The organism is Prauserella aidingensis (assembly GCF_024171865.1).
Taxonomy (GTDB): domain Bacteria; phylum Actinomycetota; class Actinomycetes; order Mycobacteriales; family Pseudonocardiaceae; genus Prauserella; species Prauserella aidingensis.
In genome coordinates this window covers 88,295-108,213 of the sequence record NZ_JAMTCN010000013.1, presented here as the reverse complement: position 1 = coordinate 108,213, position 19,919 = coordinate 88,295, and the positions used below count along the sequence as shown (strand labels likewise).

Sequence of the window (19,919 nt, the reverse complement as noted above, 5' to 3'; positions counted from 1 at the left end):
GCCTCGTGGGAGCTCCTTCCCACAAGGCGGGAACGTTGGGCTGAGTCGCGTGTCCCCAAGGGCACCGCGGTGAGACTAGGACTTCTCCAGGTATTCGGCCCGTTCGGAATCGATGACCTCGGCGACCATGCGGGCGAGGCCGGGGCTGCCCGACAGCTCCGGGTCCACGTCCACGACCTCCTGCGCGACCGTACGTGCGCGCGCGATCACGTCCTCGTCGTCGAGCAGCGACAACAGCTTGAGCGCCGACTTCGTGCCCGACTGCGCCGCACCGAGGATGTCACCCTCCCGGCGCAGCTCCAGGTCCAGCTTCGACAGCTCGAACCCGTCGGTCGTCGACTCCACCGCGGCGAGCCGCTGCCGCGTACTGGTGCCGTCCGGCACCTCCGTCACGAGCAGGCACAGCCCCGGCTCCGACCCCCGGCCGACCCTGCCGCGCAGCTGGTGCAGCTGGCTCACGCCGAACCGTTCGGCATCCATGATCACCATGACGGTCGCGTTCGGCACGTTCACGCCGACCTCGACGACCGTCGTCGCGACGAGCACGTCGACCTCCCCTGCGGCGAACGCGCGCATCGCCGCGTCCTTCTCCTCCGTCGGCTGCCTGCCGTGCAGCACGCCGATCCGCAGGCCGTGCAGCGGGCCCTCCTCGAGCATCGGCACGAGGTCGAGCACGGCGATCGGCGGACGGCGATCGCCCGTGTCGCCCGGCGGTTCGTCCCCGATCCGCGGGCACACGACGTACGCCTGCCTGCCCTTGCCGACCTCCTCGGTGATCCGCTGCCACGCCCGGTCCAGCCACGACGGCTTCTCGGCGACGGGCACGACGGTCGTGGAGATCGGCGACCTGCCCGACGGCAGTTGGCGCAACGCCGAGGTCTCCAGGTCGCCGTAGACGGTCATCGCCACGGTCCGCGGGATCGGCGTCGCCGTCATGACGAGCACGTGCGGGCTGGTGCCGTCGGCACCGCGGGTGCGCAGCGCGTCCCGCTGTTCGACCCCGAACCGGTGCTGTTCGTCCACGACGGCCAGCGCCAGGTCCGCGAACGTCACGTGGTCCTGGATCAGCGCATGCGTGCCCACGACGATGCCCGCCTCGCCGGACGCCGCCTCGAGCAGCGCCTGCTTGCGTTCCTTCGCGCTCATCGACCCGGTGAGCAGCGTGACCTTCGTCGCCGACTCGGCCGCGCCGAGTTCGCCCGCCATGCCGAGATCGCCGAGCAGTTCCCGCAGTGACCGCGCGTGCTGGGCGGCCAGGACCTCCGTCGGCGCCAGCATCGCGGCCTGCCTGCCCGCGTCGACGACCTGCAGCATCGCCCGCAGCGCCACGATCGTCTTGCCGCTGCCGACCTCGCCCTGCAACAACCGGTTCATCGGGTGGGCGGTCGCCAGGTCGCCTGCGATCGCCTCGCCGACCTCCCGTTGCCCCTCGGTGAGGTCGAACGGCAGCCGCGCGTCGAACGCCGCCGCAATCCCGCCGTCGACCCGCGGGCACGCGGGCGCCGGATCACTCACCTCGGACTGCCTGCGCTGCGCGAAGATCAGCTGGATCGACAGCGCCTCGTCCCACTTGAGCCGTTCCCGCGCGGTGTCCAGCTCCTCCTGACTCTCCGGGCGGTGGATCCGGCGCAGGGCCGTGTCGAGGTCGGCGAGCCCGTGCTCGGCCCGCAGCACCTCCGGCAACGGGTCGTCGACCGGGTCGAGCGTGTCGAGCACCTGGCGCACCGCACGCGAGACGGCCCACGACGTGATCCCGGCCGCCGCCGGATACACCGGGATGATCTGCTTGACGAAACTGTCCACGGTGGACGAACTGTCGTCGTCCTCGTCGAACAGCTCGTATTCCGGATTGGACAGTTGGAGATTGCTGCGGAACGCCGACACCTTGCCCGCGAACAACCCGCTCCTGCCGGGCCGCAGCTCCTTCTCCCGCCACTCCTGACCGAAGAAGGCACACGACATCCGGCGCGTGCCGTCCGTGAGCACGACCTCGAGAATCTGCCCCCTGCGGTTCTTCATCGGACGCCGCTTCGTCGACTCGATCCGCGCCAGCACCGTCGCGTACTCGCCGATTTCGAGGCCCACGATGTCGGTGAGCTCGCCCCGGCGCGCGTACCTGCGCGGATAGTGCCGCAGCAGATCGGCGACCGTGTGCAGGTTCAGCGACGCGGCGAGCGCCTTCGCCGTCTTGGCGCCCAGCACATCGGAAAGCCTGCCGGCCATCGTCGTCATGTCACTCGCCTGCCCGTTCGTCGCCCTGCCCGTTCGCCGCCCTGCCCGTCGGGACCCTGCCCGCCGGGGCCCGTCCGTCGGGACCGTCCGACGCGACCCTGTTCGTTGCGGCCCCGTCCCCACGACCGCGTCGGTGTTCCCGCCTCCGGAGTCCGGTTCACTCCACGCCCATCAGCAGCACCGCGTCGGCCTGTCCACCGTAGTAGCACACCAGTTCGACCTCCGGATGACCGACGCGCAGCCGCTCCGTCAGTACGTCCTCGACGTCGGCCGGTGCGTCGAGGCCGGTGAGCACGGTGACGAGTTCCCCGCCGACGGCCAGCATCCGCTCGAGCACGTCGATCGCCGCGTCGAGAACAGCGCCGGGCTCCCCGATCCGCACAACCTCGCCGTCGACGAGCCCCAGCACGTCGCCGGCCCGCACCTGACCCACCCACGTGAGCGCGTCCTCGCCCGCGACGACGATGTCGCCCCGCCGAGTGGCTGCCGCGGCCTCCGCCATGGCGACGACGTCGGCACTCGCCCTGCGCTCGGGATCGTGCACCGCCAGCGCCGCCAGCGCCTGTGCCGGCGACGCGCAGGGCACGACGACCACGTCCCGCTCCGCCAGCACGGGATTCCCCACCGCACGTTCGGCCGCCGCCGTCAGGTCCACGTCGCCGGGCACGACCGTCACGTGTTCGGCGGCGGCCTCCCCGACGAGACCGAGCAGCTCCTCCGTCGTCGGCTCCGCACCGGGGGCCACGGCCAGCACCGGCACTCCCTCGCCACCGACCAGCTCGACCACCCCGTCCCCGCGGAGCACGGCCACGACGGCACGATCGGCGGCGGTGCTCTCCGGTGGCGCCGGCGTCATGAGCGGTTCGACCCGTACCCGGTGCGGTCTGCCGTGGCGGAGACCCGCCTCCAACGCGGCCCCGATGTCGTCGCAGTGGACGTGCACGGCGTGGTTGCCCGATCCGTCCCCGGCCACGGTGACACTGTCGCCGAGTTCGGCCAGATCACGGCGCAGGGCCGCCAGCGCGGCGTCCTCGCCGGCGGGGTCGAGGTCGGCGAGCAGATACATCACCTCCCACGCCTGCGGCGCGGGCAGTGCCGACGTGGCGGCAACCCGGCGGTGCGTCGCGGCGGCCGCCTCCCCCGCGACCACGGCGGCGAGCGCGTCCAGCACCGCCACCAGTCCCCTGCCGCCCGCGTCGACGACCCCCGCCGCCGCCAGCGCGGCCAGCTGCCGCGGCGTCTCCGACAGCGCCTCGGCAGCGGTCACGGCGGCGGTGCGCGCCACGACGTCGAGTGTCACCGGGGTGGCGTCCGTGGGTGTGGCGGGGTCGGCGCCGGCAGCCGTGGCGGTGTCGTCGATGGGCGTGGCAGCGGCCGCGGCGGAGTCGGTGGGGGTACCGGGGCCGGTGCGGGCATCACCCGCGATCGCGGCCACCGCCGTGCCGACGGCGTGCAGCACGCTCAACATCGTCCCCGCGACGGGCCGGGCGACGGCTCCGGTGGCACGTGCGTCCGCGTGCTGCAGGGCCGCGGCGAGGGCCCGGCCGTCGAGCGCCGTGGTGTCCCCCGCCGACTCGGCGAATCCGCGCAGCACCTGCGACAGGATCACCCCGGAGTTGCCGCGCGCCCCCGCGACCGCACCACCGGCCAGCACCCGCAACGCCTCACCCGCGCACGCGACCTCGGGCCGCTCCGTGAGAGCGGTGTGCGCGGCGGTGATCGTGTGGAGGAGGTTGGAACCGGTGTCCGAGTCGGCGACCGGGTACACGTTGATGCCGTTGATCTCGGCGCGCAGCTCCTCGAGGCTCCGTACGCAGGCTCCCGCCCACGCGCGCACGGCCGCCGCGTCCAGGGAGTGCACCGCGTATCCTCCTGCAGGGAAAAGGTGGGTTCGACGCGAGCGTATCGACCCGGATGGAGTCGCGGAGAACGCACCGGCTACCCTGGTCGAGATGCCCGGCATGCCCGGGCGGATTGTGTTTACCTACTTTCTCGAGGAGTGTTCGACGTGGCTGCCGTGTGCGACGTCTGTGGCAAGGGGCCGGGCTTCGGCAAGTCGGTCTCGCACTCTCACCGGAAGACCAACCGCCGGTGGAACCCGAACATCCAGACCGTGCACGCGAAGCTCGGGCTTTCCCAGAAGAAGCGTATGAACGTGTGCACTTCCTGCCTGAAGGCCGGCAAGGTCGTTCGGGGCTGACGCCTCAGAAGACGAAACTCTCGGAGCCCCGGGGATCGGCTGATCCCCGGGGCTCCGTGCTGTGCGCATCCCCTGCACGCCGGCCGTGTTGCGGATTCCGGGGCCCGTGTTGCGGGTCCCGGGGATCGTGTTGCGGATCGAGGACACCGTGTTGCGGGTTCAGGGGATCGTGTTGCGGATTCCGGGGGCCGTGTTGCGTCCGCAGGTGTCCCCCGCCGCCACCCCGAGAGTGCGGCACCGAGCCTGGACACAGGACGTCGAGTGCCTGCGCTCGGCACCCCGTGGCCTGCACTCGGCACCCCGGCATCGTCACCGCACGGAGTCGGCCACCAGTGCGGCGCCCAATACTCCGTAGACGGTCGCCGAGAGCCGCTCGAACAGCGTGCGCACCCGCGGCCGCGCCAGCACCCGGTCGCGGACCGCCCCCGCCAGCTGCCCCGTGACGAGATCCACAACCAGGCCGACCAACTGCAACAGGAGCCCGAGCACGAGCAGCTGCAACGCCGGATTCGCCGCGGCGTCACCCAGGAACTGCGGCAGGAACGCGGTGAAGAAGAGCAGGATCTTCGGGTTCGACAGGTTCACCAGGAAGCCGCGCCGGAACGCCCGCGGCTGCGGCGGAGTATCCACCGCGACCGGGTCACCCGCGGAGCGCCACGTCGTCCACGCCAGATAGCCGAGGTACCCGGCTCCGCACAGCCGGATCACATCGCCGACCTGCGGCATCGCGGCGAGGAGCGCACCGAGGCCGAGCGCCGTCAACACGACGTACACGCTCACCCCGACGTTGACCCCGAACGCCGCCCGCGCCGCCGCACGCCGACCGTCGCGGAGACCGGTGGCGACCATGAACGCCATGACCGGCCCCGGCATGACCATCAGCAACACGACCGCGCCCAGGAACGCGGGCAGCACCGCGACGTCGATGTAACCGGAGAACATGACCGAGAAGGCTACCCAATCGGGTGATCACGCGAGAGCACATGACCACACCACCGGCCCGGAAACCGCAACACGATCCCCTGAACCCGCAACACGGGCCCCGGGATCCGCAACACGATCCCCTCGATCCGCAACACGGCGGTCCTGTGCAGGACGCGCGGGTGGTTACGGGAGTCGCCAGTCGACCGGGTCGGCGCCCTGCGCCTGGAGGAGTTCGTTGGCGCGACTGAACGGCCGCGATCCGAAGAAGCCGTTGTGCGCCGACAGCGGGCTCGGGTGCACCGACTCGACGCACCGCTCGGCGCCGATGAGCGGCTTGAGCTTGCGCGCGTTGCTACCCCACAGGATCGCCACGAGCGGTTGATCACGGGCGGCGAGCGCGCGGATGGCCTGTTCGGTGACCTGCTCCCAGCCCTTGCCCTGGTGCGAGTTGGGTTTGCCCGGCTGCACCGTGAGCGACCGGTTCAGCAACAGCACGCCCTGCCGGGTCCACGGCGTCAGATCACCGTTGGACGGCATCGGATGCCCGAGGTCCTCGCAGTACTCCTTGTAGATGTTGACGAGACTCTTCGGCAGCGGCCGCACGTCCGGGGCGACGGCGAAGCACAGACCGATCGGGTGTCCGGGCGTCGGATACGGGTCCTGGCCGACGATCAGCACGCGCACGTCGGCGAGCGGCTGCTGGAACGCGCGCAGTATGTGCTCCCCCGAGGGCAGATAGGTGCGTCCCGCGGCGATCTCGGCGCGCAGGAACTCCCCCATCGCACCGATGGTGTCCGCGACCGGCGCGAGGGCCTCGGCCCAGCCCGCCTCGACGACATCGGTCAGCTCGCGTCCGGAAGTACCCGTGGAAGTCACGGCCCGGACTCTAGCGCGCCGGTGAATCCGGTCCCACGGTCAGTCGAGCCTGCGCAACTCGGCCCGATACCGCTTCGCCCGCTCGACGTAGCCGTCGACGATACGGGCGATCGCATCGGCCCCCAACGAGGTGTTCTCCCGCGTCCTGGCCGGTACGCCGAGCGCGATGTGCCCGGTCGGCACGTGCCCGCGGTACGACACGACCGCTCCCGCGCCGACCACACCGCCGTCCTCGACGATCGTGCCGTTCAGCACCACGGAACCGGACGCCAGCAGACACCCCGTGCCGATCGTCGCGCCTTCGACGTGGACGTTGTGCCCGATCGCCGATCCCGGGCCGAGGACGGTGGGCTGGCCCTTGGCGACGTGGACGATGCAGCCGTCCTGGATGTTGGAGCGCGCGCCGACCTCGATGCGGTCGTTGTCGCCGCGCAGTACGGTCTGCGGCCAGATCGACGCCTCGGCGCCGAGCCGCACGTCGCCGATCAGTGTCGCGTCCGGGTGCACCCACGCGTCGGGATGGATGTCGGGTTCGAGATCGCCGAGCGCGTAGATCGCCATCCGCGTTACTCCAGTTCCTTCGCCATGCACACGCTGATCGGGTCCTGGGCGTACACGCCGAACTTCTCGATCTCGTCGTAGCCCGAGGAACGGTACAACGCGATGGCCTCGGGCTGTTTGTACCCGGTTTCGAGGACGATGCGGCGGCACCCGTGCTCGGCCGCGGTGCGTTCGAGCGCGGCCAGCATGGCGCGAGCGTGACCGCGGCCACGCTCACCGTCGACGACGAACATGCGCTTGATTTCGGCATCGCCCGCGCGCAGTGACCCTTCGTCGGTGGCGTGCGCGCGCCACCCGCCGCAGGCGACGGGGACGTCGTCGCGGTAGCCGACGAGGAAGATCCCCTGCGGGGGCGCGAACTCCGCCGGGTCGACGGGCGTCACGTCGGGGTCGCCGTAGCGGCTGACGTACTCCTGCTGCACGAGGTCGATCAGCTTGGTCGAATCGGGATGGTCGAAGGCGAGCACGTGTATGTCCACGGGCTCCATGTAACCCGATTCAGCGCCAGTGTTCCCAGCCGATATCGCCGTCGTAGGGTTTGCCGTCGACGGTGACGCCGGTGTCGGGCATCAGCACGGTGCCGATCTGCCGCCAGCCCTGGGGAAGGTCCACGAACGACGGGAAGGTCGCGACGAGCGCGTGATCCTCCCCACCCGTGAGCACCCACCGCAGGGGATCGGCGCCGAGCGCGCCCGCGACGTCGACGAGCTTGCGGTCCACCTCGAGCGACTCGGACGTGATGTCGATGCCGACGCCGGACTCCTCGGCGAGGTGCGCGAGGTCGGCGAGCAGGCCGTCGGAGACGTCGATCATCGCCGTGGCGCCCGCGTCGGCCGCCGCGGGACCGGCGGTGTAGGGCGGTTCCGGCGCCCGCTGGGCGTTGACCACCCCCACCGGCGAGCGGAAACCCCTGCCCAGGACGGCGAGTCCGGCGGCGGCCCAGCCCAGCCTGCCGCACACCGCGACGATGTGTCCCGGCCGCGCACCCGAGCGCGTCACCGGCGCGCGGCCGCCGAGGTCGCCGATCGCGGTGACGCTGACGACCACCTGGTCCGACCGCACGACGTCGCCGCCCACGACGCCCGCGCCCACGCGCGCGGCCTCCGCCGTCAGCCCGTCGGAGATGCCGGTCGCGACGGCCGCGTCGGTGTCGGGCGGACAGCCGAAACCGACCACCAGCGACGTCGGCGTCGCGCCCATGGCGGCGATGTCGGCCAGGTTCACCGCGGCGGCCTTGTGGCCGACCTGCTCGGGACTGGACCAGTCGAGGCGGAAGTGCACGCCCTGCACCAGCACGTCCGTGCTGATCACCACACGCCCGTCCGGTGCCGACACCACGGCCGCGTCGTCGCCGGGTCCGACGACCGTGCCGACGGGAGGCTGCTGCCTGCCCGTGACCTCGCGGATCAGGCCGAACTCGCCGACGTCGGCGACGGTGCCGCCCACGGTCCGCCCTGCTCCGGCATCCGCGGCTCTGCCGCTGTCCCTGCCCTCCACACAACACCTCCGGTGCCCCACCTGCGGTACGTTGCGGCGACGTTACCTATCTTGGGCCCACGGGGGCCGAAACGGACGAAGGGACGCGCCGTGGTGCACGCATACATCCTCATCCAGACCGAGGTCGGCAAGGCCGCGTCGGTGGCAGCCAAGATCGCCGAACTGCCCGGAGTGGCCAGCTCCGAGGACGTCACCGGCCCGTACGACGTCATCGTCCGCGCGGAGGCCGACAACGTCGACGACCTCGGCCAGCTCGTGGTCGCCAACGTCCAGAACGTCGACGGCATCACCCGCACCCTGACCTGCCCGGTGGTGCACCTGGCCCAGTGACGGGTTCCGCCGGCGACAGACCGCCGGGTGATCCGCACCGGGGACGACCGACACCGAGGACCGACATCACCGCATGACCGACAACTCCGACACGCCCGGCCGGGCGGACAGGTCCGGCGACGACGCCGACGTCACGTCCGACGACACCACATCCGGGGACGCCGAGTCCGGGGACGCCGAGTCCTCGGACTCAGCACCCTCGGACACCGCACCCTCGGACGCAGCACCCGCGGATTCAGCAGTCTCGGACGCAGCAGCCTCGGACTCGCCCGGCACGGATACCGACGACGCGGGGACCGCCGATGTCGGCACGTCCGGCACCACCGACACCGGCGCACCGCCCCGGAAGGTGCTCATCGCGGCCGTGGCGCTCGCCGTGGCCCTGGTCGCCGGCGTCGGAGCCGTCGGACTGTTCGGCCGGGACGCCGGGTCGGACACCGGCGGTGACGCGCAGGCCGGCGGCGACACGGGGCCGCTGCCGCTCGTGTCGATCCCCGCACCGGAGGCCGGAAGCGACGCCTGCCGCCGAATGCTCGAGGCCGTACCCGAGGAGCTGACGTCGTCGGGCCGGACACTGGAGCGGCGCGAACTCGCCGAACCCGCACCGCCCGCCGCCGCGGCCTGGGGCCGCGACAATCCGGTGGTGCTGCGGTGCGGCCTCGACAGGCCCCCCGAGCTGACACGCACGTCCTCGCTACGGCAGATCAACGGCGTGCAGTGGCTGCACGTGCCGGACGAGTCCGGCCCGAGCGCCACCTGGTACGTCGTGGACCGGCCCGTCCACCTCGCGCTGACCGTTCCCGAGGGCACGGGAACCGGCCCGCTGCAGCGCATGTCGGACCTCGCCGACGAGCACCTGAAGCAGGTCTCCCCCTTCTGAGGATTCGCCGCGAGCGGCGCGCCCGCGGCGAATCACCCCGCACCTGCGGCGAATCGCCTCGACGTGCGCCGGCCCCTGCGCCTCGGCCCGGGGGCCGGCCGGCCCCCGCATACCCGGCTCGGCGCGGGCCGTTCCGGGCGACCGACTCCCCGCAGACCGGTTCGGCGCAGGCCGGTTCAGCGCAGGCCCGTGCCGCGGGCGATCGCCGTGTCGACCAGAGTGGACAGCAAGGTCGCGTAGTCGACGCCCGTGACGGCCCACATCTTCGGGTAGGCCGACGTCGTCGTGAAGCCAGGCATCGTGTTGACCTCGTTGATGACGAGCTCGCCGGAGTCGGTGACGAAGAAGTCGACGCGGGCCAGTCCCTGGCAGTCCAGCGCACGGAACGCCTCGACCGCGGCCGCACGCAGCCGTTCGGTGACGTCGTCGCCGAGCTTGGCGGGAATGTCGAGTTCGGCGTCCTCGCCGAGGTACTTGGTCTCGAAGTCGTACCAGGCGTCGGCGTCATCGGCGAGCACGCGGATCTCCGCGGGCAGCGACGCCTCGACGCGGCCGTCGGGGAATTCGAGCACGCCGCATTCCACCTCGCGGCCGGTGACCCCCGCCTCGACGAGCACCTTCGGGTCGGTCCTGCGGGCCAGCGCGATCGCGTCGTCGAGCTGCGACCAGTCGGTGACCCGCGTGATGCCGACCGACGAGCCCGCCCGCGCCGGCTTGACGAACACCGGAAGCTCCAGCCGTTCCCGCTCGGACTCGTCGAGGGTGGACTGTCCACGGCGGACCGTCGCATACGGACCGACCGGTAGCTCCTCGGCCGCCAGCAGCTTCTTCGCGAACTCCTTGTCCATCGCCGCCGCGCTGGCGAGCACGCCCGCACCGACGTAGGGAATGTCCGCCATCTCCAGCAGCCCCTGGATGGTGCCGTCCTCGCCGAAGGCACCGTGCAGCACGGGGAACACGACGTCCACCTCGGACAGCACCTCGGACTCACGGCCGGGTTCCACGCTCACGACGCTCTTGCTCGTCGGGTCGCCCGGCAGCACGAGCGCACGGCCGTCGTCGACCGACGGCAGCTCGCGCCCGCGGATCTCGAGGGTCTTCGGGTCGTCGGTGCCCAGCACCCAACCACCCTCGGGGGTGATGCCGACGGGCACGACGTCGAACCGTTCCGGGTCCAGGTTGTCCAGCACGCAGCCTGCGGACACGCAGGAAATCGTGTGCTCGCTGCTGCGGCCGCCGAACACCACGGCCACGCGCGTCTTGCGGCTACTCATGACGGATCACCCTACCGGTGCCTCATCCGGGTCAGTTCAACGAGCGTCGGCACGCATTCGGCGAGTTCGGACCGTGAACACCCCGCGTAGCCGACGAGTACACCGTGTGCCGTCGGGGCGGTCGCGAAGTGCCGTGCGAGGCCGTCCAACAGCACACCGCGGCGTGTGCCCGCCGCGATCCGCTCCCGTTCCTCCTCGGCCGACGACAGCGGCACCACGAGGTGTGCACCCGCGTCGTCGCCGAGCACCGGCACCCCCGCGGTGGCGAACGCGTTCACGAGGATCGACCGCCGGTCCGACAGCTCCCGCCGCAACCTGCGCAGATGTCTGCCCAGGTCGCCGTGCCGAGCGAGCTCGACGACCACGTGCTGGCCCGCGGGCGACGGACGGGTGCCGGTCAGTTCACGATGTTCCAGTACGGCCCGCGTCACCGACGGCGGCGCGACCATCCACCCCGCACCCAGCGTCGGCGTGAGGATCTTGCTCGTGGTGCCGAGGTGCACGACGACGTCGGGCGCGAGCGAGGCCAGCAGCGGCAACGGGGCCACGTCGTAACGCAGCTCGCCGTCGTAGTCGTCCTCCACGACGAGGAAATCCCGCTGCCTGGCCAGTTCCGCGAGCTCGACACGACGGGATGCGCTCATCCGGCAGCCCATCGGGTACTGATGCGCGGGCGAGCAGTACACGACGCGCGCACCGGGCGGGATGCGGTCGGTGCGCATCCCCTCGTCGTCCACCGGCACACCGGCCACCCGCATGCCGGCACGGGAGAACGCCTGCACGGCGCGCTGATACCCCGGTTCCTCGACGGCGACGAGGTCACCCGGCGACAGCACGGCGGCGGCGAGTTCCACCACGGCGGCCGTCGTTCCTCCGGTGGCGAGCACCGACTCGGTACCCGCATCGAGACCGCGGTGGCGCAACAGGTGCTCGGCGACGACCTCTCGGTACTCCCCCAGCCCGGTCCTCGACAGGTACACGGCGGGAGGCGTGTCCGACGCCGCCCGCCACGCCCGCCGCCACGCCGACCGGTCCAGTCCTTCCGCCCACGGCACGCCGGGCAGCAACGCGAGCCTGCCCGAAGGGGGCTCGTCACGCGGGGCCACGGACCGGTGTTCGGGCCGGGCCGTCGGCGGCGACGTCGTGACGTAGGTGCCCGAACCGTGCTTGCCGACGATCCAGCCCTCGGCGTGGAGCTGTTCGTACGCGGCGGCCGTCACGGTGCGGCTGACGCCGAGCCTGCCCGCGAGCGCGCGTGTGGACGGCAACCGGTCCCCGCCGCGCAGATGCCCCGACGACGCCGACTCCCGCAGCGCATCGGCCAGCTGCACGGCCAACGGCACACTCGAATCGCGGTCCAGCGTCATCGGCAACGCCGTCTCACGCTGTGGCGCCGTATCGCGTTGCGGCGTCGCCTCGACGTGCGTCACACCGACTCCCTCACGGTGACTCCCTCACAGCGACTCCTCCACCCGGAGCCGCGAAGTGGCCTTCCGAATCTGTTCGACTGTGGACATTTCACCATGCCAATCCGGTCGGCGATGGTGGGCCTCATGCCGACCTCTCCGCAACCGTCCACCACACCCTCGCCCACCACACCGCCACCCGCAGCGTCGCCGTCCCCAGCTCCGTCATCCGCAGCGCCGTCATCCCCGGCGCAGCGGTCCGGCACACCGCTGTCCTCCACCGAACGCAGCACGCTGACCCGCAAACAGGACCGGGGCGTCGCCGACCGCGGCGAGTTGCACGCCGTGCTCGACGCCGGACTGCTGTGCCACCTCGCGCTCGTGTCCGGCGGCTCGCCACTGTGCGTGCCGACCGGGTACGGCCGCGACGGCGACACGCTCTACCTGCACGGCTCCACCGGCTCCGGCAACGTGCGCACCGCCGCACGCGGCGTGGACATCTGCGTCACGGTCACGATTCTCGACGGAATCGTCTACGCGCGCTCGCTGAACAACCACACGATGAACTACCGCTCGGCCGTGGTGCACGGGCGAGCGCGCGCGGTGACCGAGGACGCCGAACGCGATCGCGCGCTGCAGGTGATCAGCGACCGGCTCGCGCCCGGTTCGTGGGACTACGCGCGCAGACCGGATGCGAAGGAGCTGGCGGGCGTCGCGGTACTGGCCCTCGACCTGACGGAGGCGTCGGTGAAGGTCCGCGGCGGCGACCCCGCCGAGCAGCCCGCCGACGTCGACCGCGACGACGTGTGGGCAGGGGTGATCGACGTCCGCACGGTGTTCGGCTCGCCTCGCGCCGCGTCGTACGTCCCGGCGGACCTGCCCGCGCCACCACACGTCGCCGAACGCCCCGCCCCACGCTGACCGTGCCCAGGCGCCGTCCGAAACGCAGGCGCCGTCCGGAACGCAGAACTCGCCCGTCCGAATGCAGGACACACGCGGAAGGAGTGCAGGACACGCGACGAGGGGCGTGCGCGTCAGCCGGGTTCGGCCACCAGGCCGGTGCGCGCGTCGGCCCGGACCGGGCGGACTGTGCGCCCCTCGAAGCGGTAGACGTGCACGCTGATCGCCGGGTCCGGACCCTCGTTGCGCACATGGTGCGCGTATCCCGGGCCGAACACGCGGGACTGGCCCTCGCCGAGCGTGTGCACCTCGGTGGCCGGTCGCCCGCCGGCACGGCTCTTCGCGGCACCGTCCACCGAGCCGGGTGCGGTGCCGTCCACGGTCCGGCGCGCGACCGTCTCGGTGAGCATCCCGGACACGACGGTGAACGCACCGGTGGCCGTGCCGTGGTCGTGCAGACCGGTGTGCTGACCGGGAAGCCAGCTCAGCAGCCACACCTCGTCACCGTCGACACGGTCGATCAGCGTGGCGAACCGCTCGTCCGGGTCGTAGCGCAGCAGAGTGCGCCAGCGGTCACGGTCGAGTGCGTAGTCGCGGGCGATGCGCACCGGGTGACGTGCGACGCCGGCGGCGGACTCGGGCAGGGCGACGGTGTTCTCGGGAACGGCGAACATGGGAACGCGGACATCCTTGCTGTCGAAAAGGGGATCGTCGAAAGACGTCAGAGCGGTTGCGGGTGCGGCGTCGAGTACGGCGTCGGCTTCACCGGCAACAGCGACAACAAGGCGCGCAACACGTACCGCGACGACCGATGAGCGGTCGCCGTGGGGCGGATACGTTCTGCGTCAGCACGTACGCAAGAAAACCAGCCGGACAGTGGAGCGTCAAGGCGATTCCACGGAGCGAACCGGTGTGCCCGCGCTCACATGCGCTCGGGCTTCTGCTCCCGTCCGAGGAGTTCCGCGCCGACGGTCACGGGGTCGCTGCCCTCGTGGCACACGCGGTACATCGCGTCGGTGATGGGCATGTCGACCCCTGCGCCGTGGGCCAGGTCACGGATCGAACGGCACGACATGACGCCCTCGGCGACCTGTCCTCCCACCGCCTCCTGTGCCTGCTCGATCGTCTCGCCCCGGCCGATGCGCTCACCGAAGGTGCGGTTCCGCGACAACGGGGACGCACACGTGGCGACCATGTCGCCGACCCCAGCCAGGCCCGCGAACGTCATCGGGTCGGCACCGAGCTTCACGCCCAGACGGGCCGTCTCGGCGAGCCCGCGGGTGATGAGGGTCGCGACCGTGTTGGCGCCGAAGCCCAGGCCCGCCGCGATGCCGCACGAGAGCGCGACGACGTTCTTGCAGGCGCCCGCGAGCTCGCTGCCGACCACGTCGGTGTTGGTGTACGGGCGGAAGTACGACGTGAACGCCGCCTCCTGCACCGCGACGGCGCGTTCGTGGTCGCCGCACGCGAACACCCCTGCGGCCGGCTGTCCCGCGGCGATCTCCTTCGCCAGGTTCGGCCCCGCCACGACGACGACGGAATCCTCCGCGACCCCGGCGATCTCGCCCACCACCTGGCTCATGCGCTTGAGCGTGCCCAGCTCGACGCCTTTCGCCAGGCTGACGAGGATCGTGTCGGCGGGCAGCAGCTCGCGCCAGCGGCCGAGGTTGTCGCGCAGGCTCTGACTCGGCACGGCGAGTACGACGGCGTCGGGGCCGTCGAGCGCGGCGGCGGCGTCGGACGTCGCGGTGAGATTGCCCGGCAGCGTCACACCGGGCAGATAGGCGGAGTTCGTGTGCTGCCCGGCGATCTCGGCGGCGACCTCGGGCCTGCGTGCCCACATCGTGACGTCCCGGCCCGCGTCGGCCAGGATCTTCGCGAACGTCGTGCCCCACGACCCGGCGCCGAGCACCGTGACGGTGCGCACGGCGGGCCGCGCGGATCCGGACGCGTCCGCGCCGGGGCCGGACGGCCGCTCAGGCATCGCTGCCGGCCTTCGCGGGCGGCTCCTCACCACGGACGTCGGCCAGCAGCGTCGTGACCTCCGCCATGAGCAGGTCGGTCACCTCGCGCAGCACGTCCGGTGTCGGCTCCTTCTCCCGGTAGGCGCTCAGGTCCACCGGCTCGCCGACGACGTGCGTCACCGTCTTCCTGGGCAGCGGCCGGAACTTCTTCGTGTAGCCGTTGAACACCTCCTGGGTGCCCCAGCGTGCGCACGGGACGACCGGGACGTCGTTCGCCAGCGCCAGCCGGGCGACACCCGTCTGCGAGCGCTTCGGCCAGAACTCCGGGTCCTTCGTGATCGTGCCCTCGGGGTAGATCACGATGACCTTGCCGTCCTCCAGCGCCTGATGCGCCGCCCTGAGGCTGTCGCCCGCCGAGCTCGTGCCGCGGGCGACGGGGATGGAGCCCGCGCCGGTCATGATCTTGCCGAAGATCGGGACCCGCACGAGGCTCGCCTTGGCCAGGAACCGCGGGACCCGCTTGGCCCGGTGCACGAACACCGCGTCGACGGCCGGATCCAGGTGGGAGACGTGGTTCATCACCAGCAGCACCGGACCGCTCCGGGGAATGCCCTCGGAATTCCGGTACACCCGCTTGCTCAGGTACGCCAACGGGTAGAACAACGCCGCCGCGGCACCGACCCAGAAGCCGCCCTTCTCGCGATCCGCCAAGACTCCTCCTCGCACACGTCCACGCTTCGGCGCTCGATCCTCCCACAGGCGCCGGACCACGAGAGATGCGAGAAGATGGCCGATGTGACCGTCACACTCCTCGTGCCGATGAAGCCGCCTCACGTCGGCAAGTCCCGGCTTCGCGGAGCGCTCGCCCCTCCCGTTTCGCCTGGTTCGCCGGACCTCGCAGGCCTGCGAGCCACCGGGACGCACACGTCGCTGGTGCTCGCGCTGGCCCGTGACACCGTGTCGGCGGCGGTCGACACGCCCGGCGTCGACCGCGTGGTGGTCGTCACAAGCGACGTCGACGCGCTCGCGGCCCTGGCCGAGCTGGGCGCCGACGTCGTCGACGACCGCGGCGCCCCGGACCTCAACGCCGCACTGTGCACGGGCGAGCGGCTGGTTCGTGCCGGTGTCACCGCGGGCGCGGCAGGCCCCGACGGCGCAGGAACCGACGGAGGCGCGACACACGGAGGCGCGACACACGGGGCTTCCGCCGCGGCAGGGGCGGCGGCGAGGGGCGACGAGTGCGACGTCGTGGGGGCGTTGCAGGCCGACCTGCCCGCGCTGCGCACCGTCGACCTCGCCGCGGCGCTCGCCGAGGCCGACGGTCGCCGCGCGTACACGGCCGACCGGCACGGCACCGGCACGACGTTGTTGCTCTCGGCGCCCGGGCAGCCGCTCGCGCCCGCCTTCGGCCCCGGTTCGGCCCGGGCGCACGCACGCTCGGGAGCGACGGCGGTCACGGCCGCCGCGCCGTCGCTGCGCTCGGACGTCGACACCCCGGCGGACCTGCGCCACGCGCGCACGCTCGGGCTGGGACCGAGCACCACCGCGTTGCTGCGGCCGTCGGGTTCCGTTCCGGCGGCCGCATACCGACCGGAGGGTTAAACCTGCCCGGCGGACCTGCCCACGAGGCCGGATGTTGGTGGACAATGCGTCCGTGACCAACGACGAGAGCACCCCGCCCGCTGCGAGCTCTCCGGGCGCAAGGCGGGTGACCACCGAACCGCCACCGCAAGCGACCGTCACCGACGGCGCGAACCACGCCCTGCCCGCCGCCCTGCCCGCCGCGACCCCCACCGACCGCACGCCCGACGAACTGCCGGACAACCGGTATTTCAACCGCGAACTCTCGTGGCAGGACTTCAACGCGCGGGTGCTGGCGCTGGCCGAGGACGAGTCCCAGCCGCTGCTCGAGCGGGCCAAGTTCCTCGCCATCTTCGCGTCCAATTTGGATGAGTTCTACATGGTCCGGGTGGCGGGGCTGAAGCGCCGAGACGAGACCGGCCTGTCCGTGCGCAGCGCCGACGGGCTCACGCCGCGGGAGCAGCTGGCCCACATCGCCAAGCGCAACCAGGAGCTCGTCCAGCGGCACAACACCGCCTTCGAGGCGCGGGTGCGGCCCGCGCTGGCGGGTGAGGGCGTGCACATCGTGTCGTGGTCCGGTTTGGACGAGGCCGACCACGAGCGGCTCTCGCGCTACTTCCGGGAGCAGATCTTCCCGGTGCTCACGCCACTGGCCGTCGACCCGGCCCACCCCTTCCCGTACATCTCGGGCCTCTCGCTCAACCTCGCCGTCACGGTGCGCGACCCGGCCGAGGGCACCGAACGGTTCGCCAGGGTGAAGGTGCCGAACAACGTGCCCCGGCTGGTCCGCACCGAACCGCAGCGGGACACCCGGACCGCCACCTTCCTGCCCCTGGAGGAGCTCATCGCCGCCCACCTGGGCGAGCTGTTCTCCGGTATGGAGGTCATCGAGCACCACGCGTTCCGCGTCACCCGCAACGCCGACTTCGAGGTCGAGGAGGACCGCGACGAGGACCTGTTGCAGGCGCTCGAACGGGAGCTGGCGCAGCGCCGGTTCGGCCCGCCGGTGCGGCTCGAGGTCTCGCAGGACATGAGCGAGCACATGCTCGAGCTGCTGTTGCGCGAACTCGAGGTCGATACGCGGGACGTCGTCGAGGTGCCGGGGCTGCTGGACCTGTCGTGCCTGACCCAGCTGCTGGCACTGGACCGCCAGGAGCTCAAGGACCCGCCGTTCGTCCCCGCGACCCCTCCCGCGTTCGGCGAACGCGAGACGCCCAAGAGCGTGTTCTCGACCCTGCGCGACGGTGACGTGCTCGTGCACCACCCGTACGACTCGTTCTCCACGAGCGTGCAGCGCTTCATCGAGCAGGCGGCCGCGGACGACAAGGTGCTGGCGATCAAGCAGACGCTGTACCGCACGTCGGGCGACTCGCCGATCGTCGACGCGCTCGTCGACGCCGCCGAGGCGGGCAAACAGGTCGTCGCGCTCGTCGAGATCAAGGCCCGGTTCGACGAACAGGCCAACATCACGTGGGCACGCACCCTCGAACGGTCGGGCGTGCACGTCGTCTACGGGCTCGTCGGCCTCAAGACGCACTGCAAGGTGTCGCTGGTCGTCCGGCAGGAGGGTTCGACCATCCGCCGTTACTGCCACATCGGCACGGGCAACTACAACCCGAAGACGGCGCGCCACTACGAGGACCTGGGGCTGCTCACAGCGGATCCGGCGATCGGTGCCGACCTGACGGACCTGTTCAACGTCCTGACCGGCTATTCGCACCAGGCGACGTACCGCAACATCCTCACCTCGCCGAGCGGTATCCGGCGCGGGATCCTCGACCACGTGTCCCGGGAGATCGAACTCGCGCAACAGGGGCACGAGGCAGGCATCCGCCTCAAGTGCAACTCGCTCGTCGACGAACAGGTCATCGACGGGCTGTACCGCGCATCACAGGCCGGAGTTCCCGTCGAGGTCATCGTCCGCGGCATCTGTACGCTCAAACCCGGTGTTCCGGGGCTGAGCGACAACATCACCGTGCGTTCGATCCTCGGCCGGTTCCTCGAGCATTCGCGGATCTTCCACTTCCGCGCCACCGCCTCGTACTGGATCGGCAGCGCCGACATGATGCACCGCAACCTCGACCGTCGCATCGAAGCGCTCGTCCAGGTCCGCAACCCGAAACTGACCGCAGAACTCGACGAGATCCTCAGTTCGACGATGGACCGGCACACCCGGTGCTGGATCCTCACGTCGACGGGTGAGTGGCAACCCTCCCCCGCGGATTCGTCCGAGGTCCGCGACCATCAACTGGAAACGCTACGCAAGCACGGAGCAACAGGGTGAGTACCACCACCGGCGCCACAGACGAGATCGTCGCCCACGCGGCGGGTGCTGTGCTGTGGAGGCCCGCCACGGGCGACGAACCGGGTGTCGAGATCGCGGTCGTCCACCGGCCGCGTTACGACGACTGGTCGCTGCCGAAAGGACATCTCGACCCGGGCGAAACCGCGCCGGTCGCGGCCGTCCGGGAACTCCGGGAGGAAACGGGCTACGGCGCCGTACTCGGCGCATTCCTGAAACGGATCGAATACCACGTCGCGCGTGGCAGGAAAGCCGTCGACTACTTCAGTGCACGGGCCGGCGACGGCGCATTCGAGACCAATGCGGAAGTCGACGAACTGCGCTGGGTCGCACCGTCCGACGCGGCCCGGCTGTTGTCGTACGCATCGGATGCCGACGTGGTGGCCTGCTTCGACGCGCTGCCCCGACACGTCACGTCGGTGCTGCTCGTGCGGCACGCCAAGGCGGGCAAACGGGAGTCCTGGACCGGTGACGACGATCTGCGGCCGTTGAGTGACGCGGGTGAACGGCAAGCGAGCGCCCTGCGCACGGTCCTGAACGCGTTCGCCCCGGACCGGGTGGTGTCCGCTCCCCTGTTGCGCTGCGTCCAGACGGTGCGGGGCGTCGCCGAGGACCTCGGCACCGAGGTGGGACACGACGACGCACTCTCGGAGCGCGCGTTCGCCGCCGACCCGCATCGCGCCGTGCAGCGCATCGTCGAGATCGCGGTCGAGGGCGGCACCCCCGTGGTGTGCAGCCAGGGAGGTGTGATCCCGCACGCCGTGGCCGTCCTCGCCGACCGTGGTGGCGTCACGTTGCCACACACCACACCGGACGGTCTCCCGGCGAAGAAGGGCTCGGTCTGGCAGCTCTCGTTCGACCGGGTGGGACGTCTCGTCGCGGCCGGCTACCTGTCGAACCCACTGGCCGCACCACTCGCCGTCTGAGGCGGCCGGAGCGTCCCGCACGGGAAAGCACCGGCCCGAGGGGCCCGACAGAGGCATCGTCGCTCC

The 19,919-nt window shown here is 71.4% G+C and carries 19 protein-coding genes; 7 read left to right on the top strand and 12 right to left on the bottom strand.

The window, feature by feature from the left end; all coding sequences use genetic code 11:
• Positions 1–75: 75 nt before the first annotated feature.
• The gene (gene recG / locus LY13_RS14935) at positions 76–2,232 is read right to left on the bottom strand and encodes an ATP-dependent DNA helicase RecG (protein WP_253829027.1); all 2,157 of its coding nucleotides are present in this window, start codon (positions 2,230–2,232) and stop codon (positions 76–78) included.
• A gap of 157 nt (positions 2,233–2,389) precedes the next feature.
• Positions 2,390–4,093, bottom strand: a complete 1,704-nt coding sequence (locus LY13_RS14930; protein ID WP_253829026.1) for a DAK2 domain-containing protein — start codon at positions 4,091–4,093, stop codon at positions 2,390–2,392.
• Positions 4,094–4,240: 147 nt separating this feature from the next.
• Here LY13_RS14930 and rpmB point away from each other — a divergent pair, with 147 nt between their 5' ends.
• Positions 4,241–4,432, top strand: a complete 192-nt coding sequence (gene rpmB, locus LY13_RS14925) for a 50S ribosomal protein L28 (RefSeq protein WP_075846683.1) — start codon at positions 4,241–4,243, stop codon at positions 4,430–4,432.
• A 309-nt stretch (positions 4,433–4,741) separates the two neighbouring features.
• Here rpmB and LY13_RS14920 read toward each other — a convergent pair whose 3' ends face one another.
• From LY13_RS14920 to LY13_RS14900, 5 genes are all read right to left on the bottom strand, one after another.
• Positions 4,742–5,374 carry a LysE family translocator gene (locus LY13_RS14920; RefSeq protein WP_253829025.1) on the bottom strand — a complete coding sequence of 211 codons (633 nt, stop codon included), beginning with the start codon at positions 5,372–5,374 and terminating at the stop codon, positions 4,742–4,744.
• A 165-nt stretch (positions 5,375–5,539) separates the two neighbouring features.
• Entirely contained in the window at positions 5,540–6,202 is a 663-nt protein-coding gene (locus LY13_RS14915) for a uracil-DNA glycosylase (protein ID WP_253829058.1), read from the bottom strand.
• 69 nt (positions 6,203–6,271) lie between these two features.
• Positions 6,272–6,793 carry a gamma carbonic anhydrase family protein gene (locus tag LY13_RS14910; protein ID WP_253829024.1) on the bottom strand — a complete coding sequence of 174 codons (522 nt, stop codon included), beginning with the start codon at positions 6,791–6,793 and terminating at the stop codon, positions 6,272–6,274.
• Between the two features lie 5 nt (positions 6,794–6,798).
• On the bottom strand, positions 6,799–7,272 hold the full coding sequence (locus tag LY13_RS14905; RefSeq protein ID WP_253829023.1) for a GNAT family N-acetyltransferase: 474 nt from the start codon (positions 7,270–7,272) through the stop codon (positions 6,799–6,801).
• A 19-nt stretch (positions 7,273–7,291) separates the two neighbouring features.
• Positions 7,292–8,290 carry a thiamine-phosphate kinase gene (locus LY13_RS14900; RefSeq protein ID WP_253829022.1) on the bottom strand — a complete coding sequence of 333 codons (999 nt, stop codon included), beginning with the start codon at positions 8,288–8,290 and terminating at the stop codon, positions 7,292–7,294.
• Positions 8,291–8,380: 90 nt separating this feature from the next.
• On the opposite strand from LY13_RS14900, the gene LY13_RS14895 reads away from it, so the two are divergent.
• Complete coding sequence (locus LY13_RS14895) at positions 8,381–8,620, top strand: Lrp/AsnC ligand binding domain-containing protein (RefSeq protein WP_183656361.1); 240 nt, start codon at positions 8,381–8,383, stop codon at positions 8,618–8,620.
• A 349-nt stretch (positions 8,621–8,969) separates the two neighbouring features.
• Entirely contained in the window at positions 8,970–9,500 is a 531-nt protein-coding gene (locus tag LY13_RS14890) for a DUF3515 domain-containing protein (RefSeq protein ID WP_253829056.1), read from the top strand.
• A gap of 176 nt (positions 9,501–9,676) precedes the next feature.
• Here the strand turns inward: LY13_RS14890 and LY13_RS14885 are convergent, their stop codons facing one another.
• Entirely contained in the window at positions 9,677–10,774 is a 1,098-nt protein-coding gene (locus LY13_RS14885; protein ID WP_253829021.1) for a D-alanine--D-alanine ligase family protein, read from the bottom strand.
• Positions 10,775–10,785: 11 nt separating this feature from the next.
• A complete protein-coding gene (pdxR, locus tag LY13_RS14880) occupies positions 10,786–12,141 on the bottom strand; it encodes a MocR-like pyridoxine biosynthesis transcription factor PdxR (RefSeq protein WP_253829055.1) in 1,356 nt (451 codons plus the stop codon).
• Positions 12,142–12,327: 186 nt separating this feature from the next.
• Between pdxR and LY13_RS14875 the strand changes: the two genes are divergently transcribed.
• Entirely contained in the window at positions 12,328–13,101 is a 774-nt protein-coding gene (locus tag LY13_RS14875; protein WP_253829020.1) for a pyridoxamine 5'-phosphate oxidase family protein, read from the top strand.
• A gap of 113 nt (positions 13,102–13,214) precedes the next feature.
• On the opposite strand, the gene LY13_RS14870 is transcribed toward LY13_RS14875, so the two are convergent.
• From LY13_RS14870 to LY13_RS14860, 3 genes are all read right to left on the bottom strand, one after another.
• Positions 13,215–13,754: a cysteine dioxygenase gene (locus tag LY13_RS14870; RefSeq protein WP_253829019.1), complete on the bottom strand. Its 540-nt coding sequence runs from the start codon at positions 13,752–13,754 to the stop codon at positions 13,215–13,217.
• Positions 13,755–14,002: 248 nt separating this feature from the next.
• Positions 14,003–15,064: an NAD(P)H-dependent glycerol-3-phosphate dehydrogenase gene (locus LY13_RS14865; RefSeq protein ID WP_253829018.1), complete on the bottom strand. Its 1,062-nt coding sequence runs from the start codon at positions 15,062–15,064 to the stop codon at positions 14,003–14,005.
• On the bottom strand, positions 15,057–15,755 hold the full coding sequence (locus tag LY13_RS14860; RefSeq protein ID WP_253829017.1) for a lysophospholipid acyltransferase family protein: 699 nt from the start codon (positions 15,753–15,755) through the stop codon (positions 15,057–15,059). The genes LY13_RS14865 and LY13_RS14860 overlap by 8 nt, the downstream gene beginning before the upstream one ends.
• A gap of 84 nt (positions 15,756–15,839) precedes the next feature.
• Here LY13_RS14860 and LY13_RS14855 point away from each other — a divergent pair, with 84 nt between their 5' ends.
• From LY13_RS14855 to LY13_RS14845, 3 genes are read left to right on the top strand one after another with little or no spacing between them, the layout of a single operon-like run.
• Complete coding sequence (locus LY13_RS14855; protein WP_253829016.1) at positions 15,840–16,646, top strand: CofC family guanylyltransferase; 807 nt, start codon at positions 15,840–15,842, stop codon at positions 16,644–16,646.
• A 31-nt stretch (positions 16,647–16,677) separates the two neighbouring features.
• A complete protein-coding gene (locus LY13_RS14850) occupies positions 16,678–18,909 on the top strand; it encodes an RNA degradosome polyphosphate kinase (RefSeq protein ID WP_253829015.1) in 2,232 nt (743 codons plus the stop codon).
• Positions 18,906–19,853: an NUDIX hydrolase gene (locus LY13_RS14845; RefSeq protein ID WP_253829014.1), complete on the top strand. Its 948-nt coding sequence runs from the start codon at positions 18,906–18,908 to the stop codon at positions 19,851–19,853. The genes LY13_RS14850 and LY13_RS14845 overlap by 4 nt, the downstream gene beginning before the upstream one ends.
• The last annotated feature ends 66 nt before the right edge of the window (positions 19,854–19,919 follow it).

Bases quoted from the DNA above. Each gene is read 5' to 3' on its own strand.
- recG (WP_253829027.1), bottom strand. From the start codon at position 2,232: ATGACGACGATGGCCGGCAGGCTTTCCGATGTGCTGGGCGCCAAGACG.
- LY13_RS14920 (WP_253829025.1), bottom strand. From the start codon at position 5,374: ATGTTCTCCGGTTACATCGACGTCGCGGTGCTGCCCGCGTTCCTGGGC.
- LY13_RS14910 (WP_253829024.1), bottom strand. From the start codon at position 6,793: ATGGCGATCTACGCGCTCGGCGATCTCGAACCCGACATCCATCCCGAC.
- LY13_RS14885 (WP_253829021.1), bottom strand. From the start codon at position 10,774: ATGAGTAGCCGCAAGACGCGCGTGGCCGTGGTGTTCGGCGGCCGCAGC.
- pdxR (WP_253829055.1), bottom strand. From the start codon at position 12,141: ATGACGCTGGACCGCGATTCGAGTGTGCCGTTGGCCGTGCAGCTGGCC.
- LY13_RS14875 (WP_253829020.1), top strand. From the start codon at position 12,328: ATGCCGACCTCTCCGCAACCGTCCACCACACCCTCGCCCACCACACCG.
- LY13_RS14870 (WP_253829019.1), bottom strand. From the start codon at position 13,754: ATGTTCGCCGTTCCCGAGAACACCGTCGCCCTGCCCGAGTCCGCCGCC.
- LY13_RS14865 (WP_253829018.1), bottom strand. From the start codon at position 15,064: ATGCCTGAGCGGCCGTCCGGCCCCGGCGCGGACGCGTCCGGATCCGCG.
- LY13_RS14850 (WP_253829015.1), top strand. From the start codon at position 16,678: ATGTTGGTGGACAATGCGTCCGTGACCAACGACGAGAGCACCCCGCCC.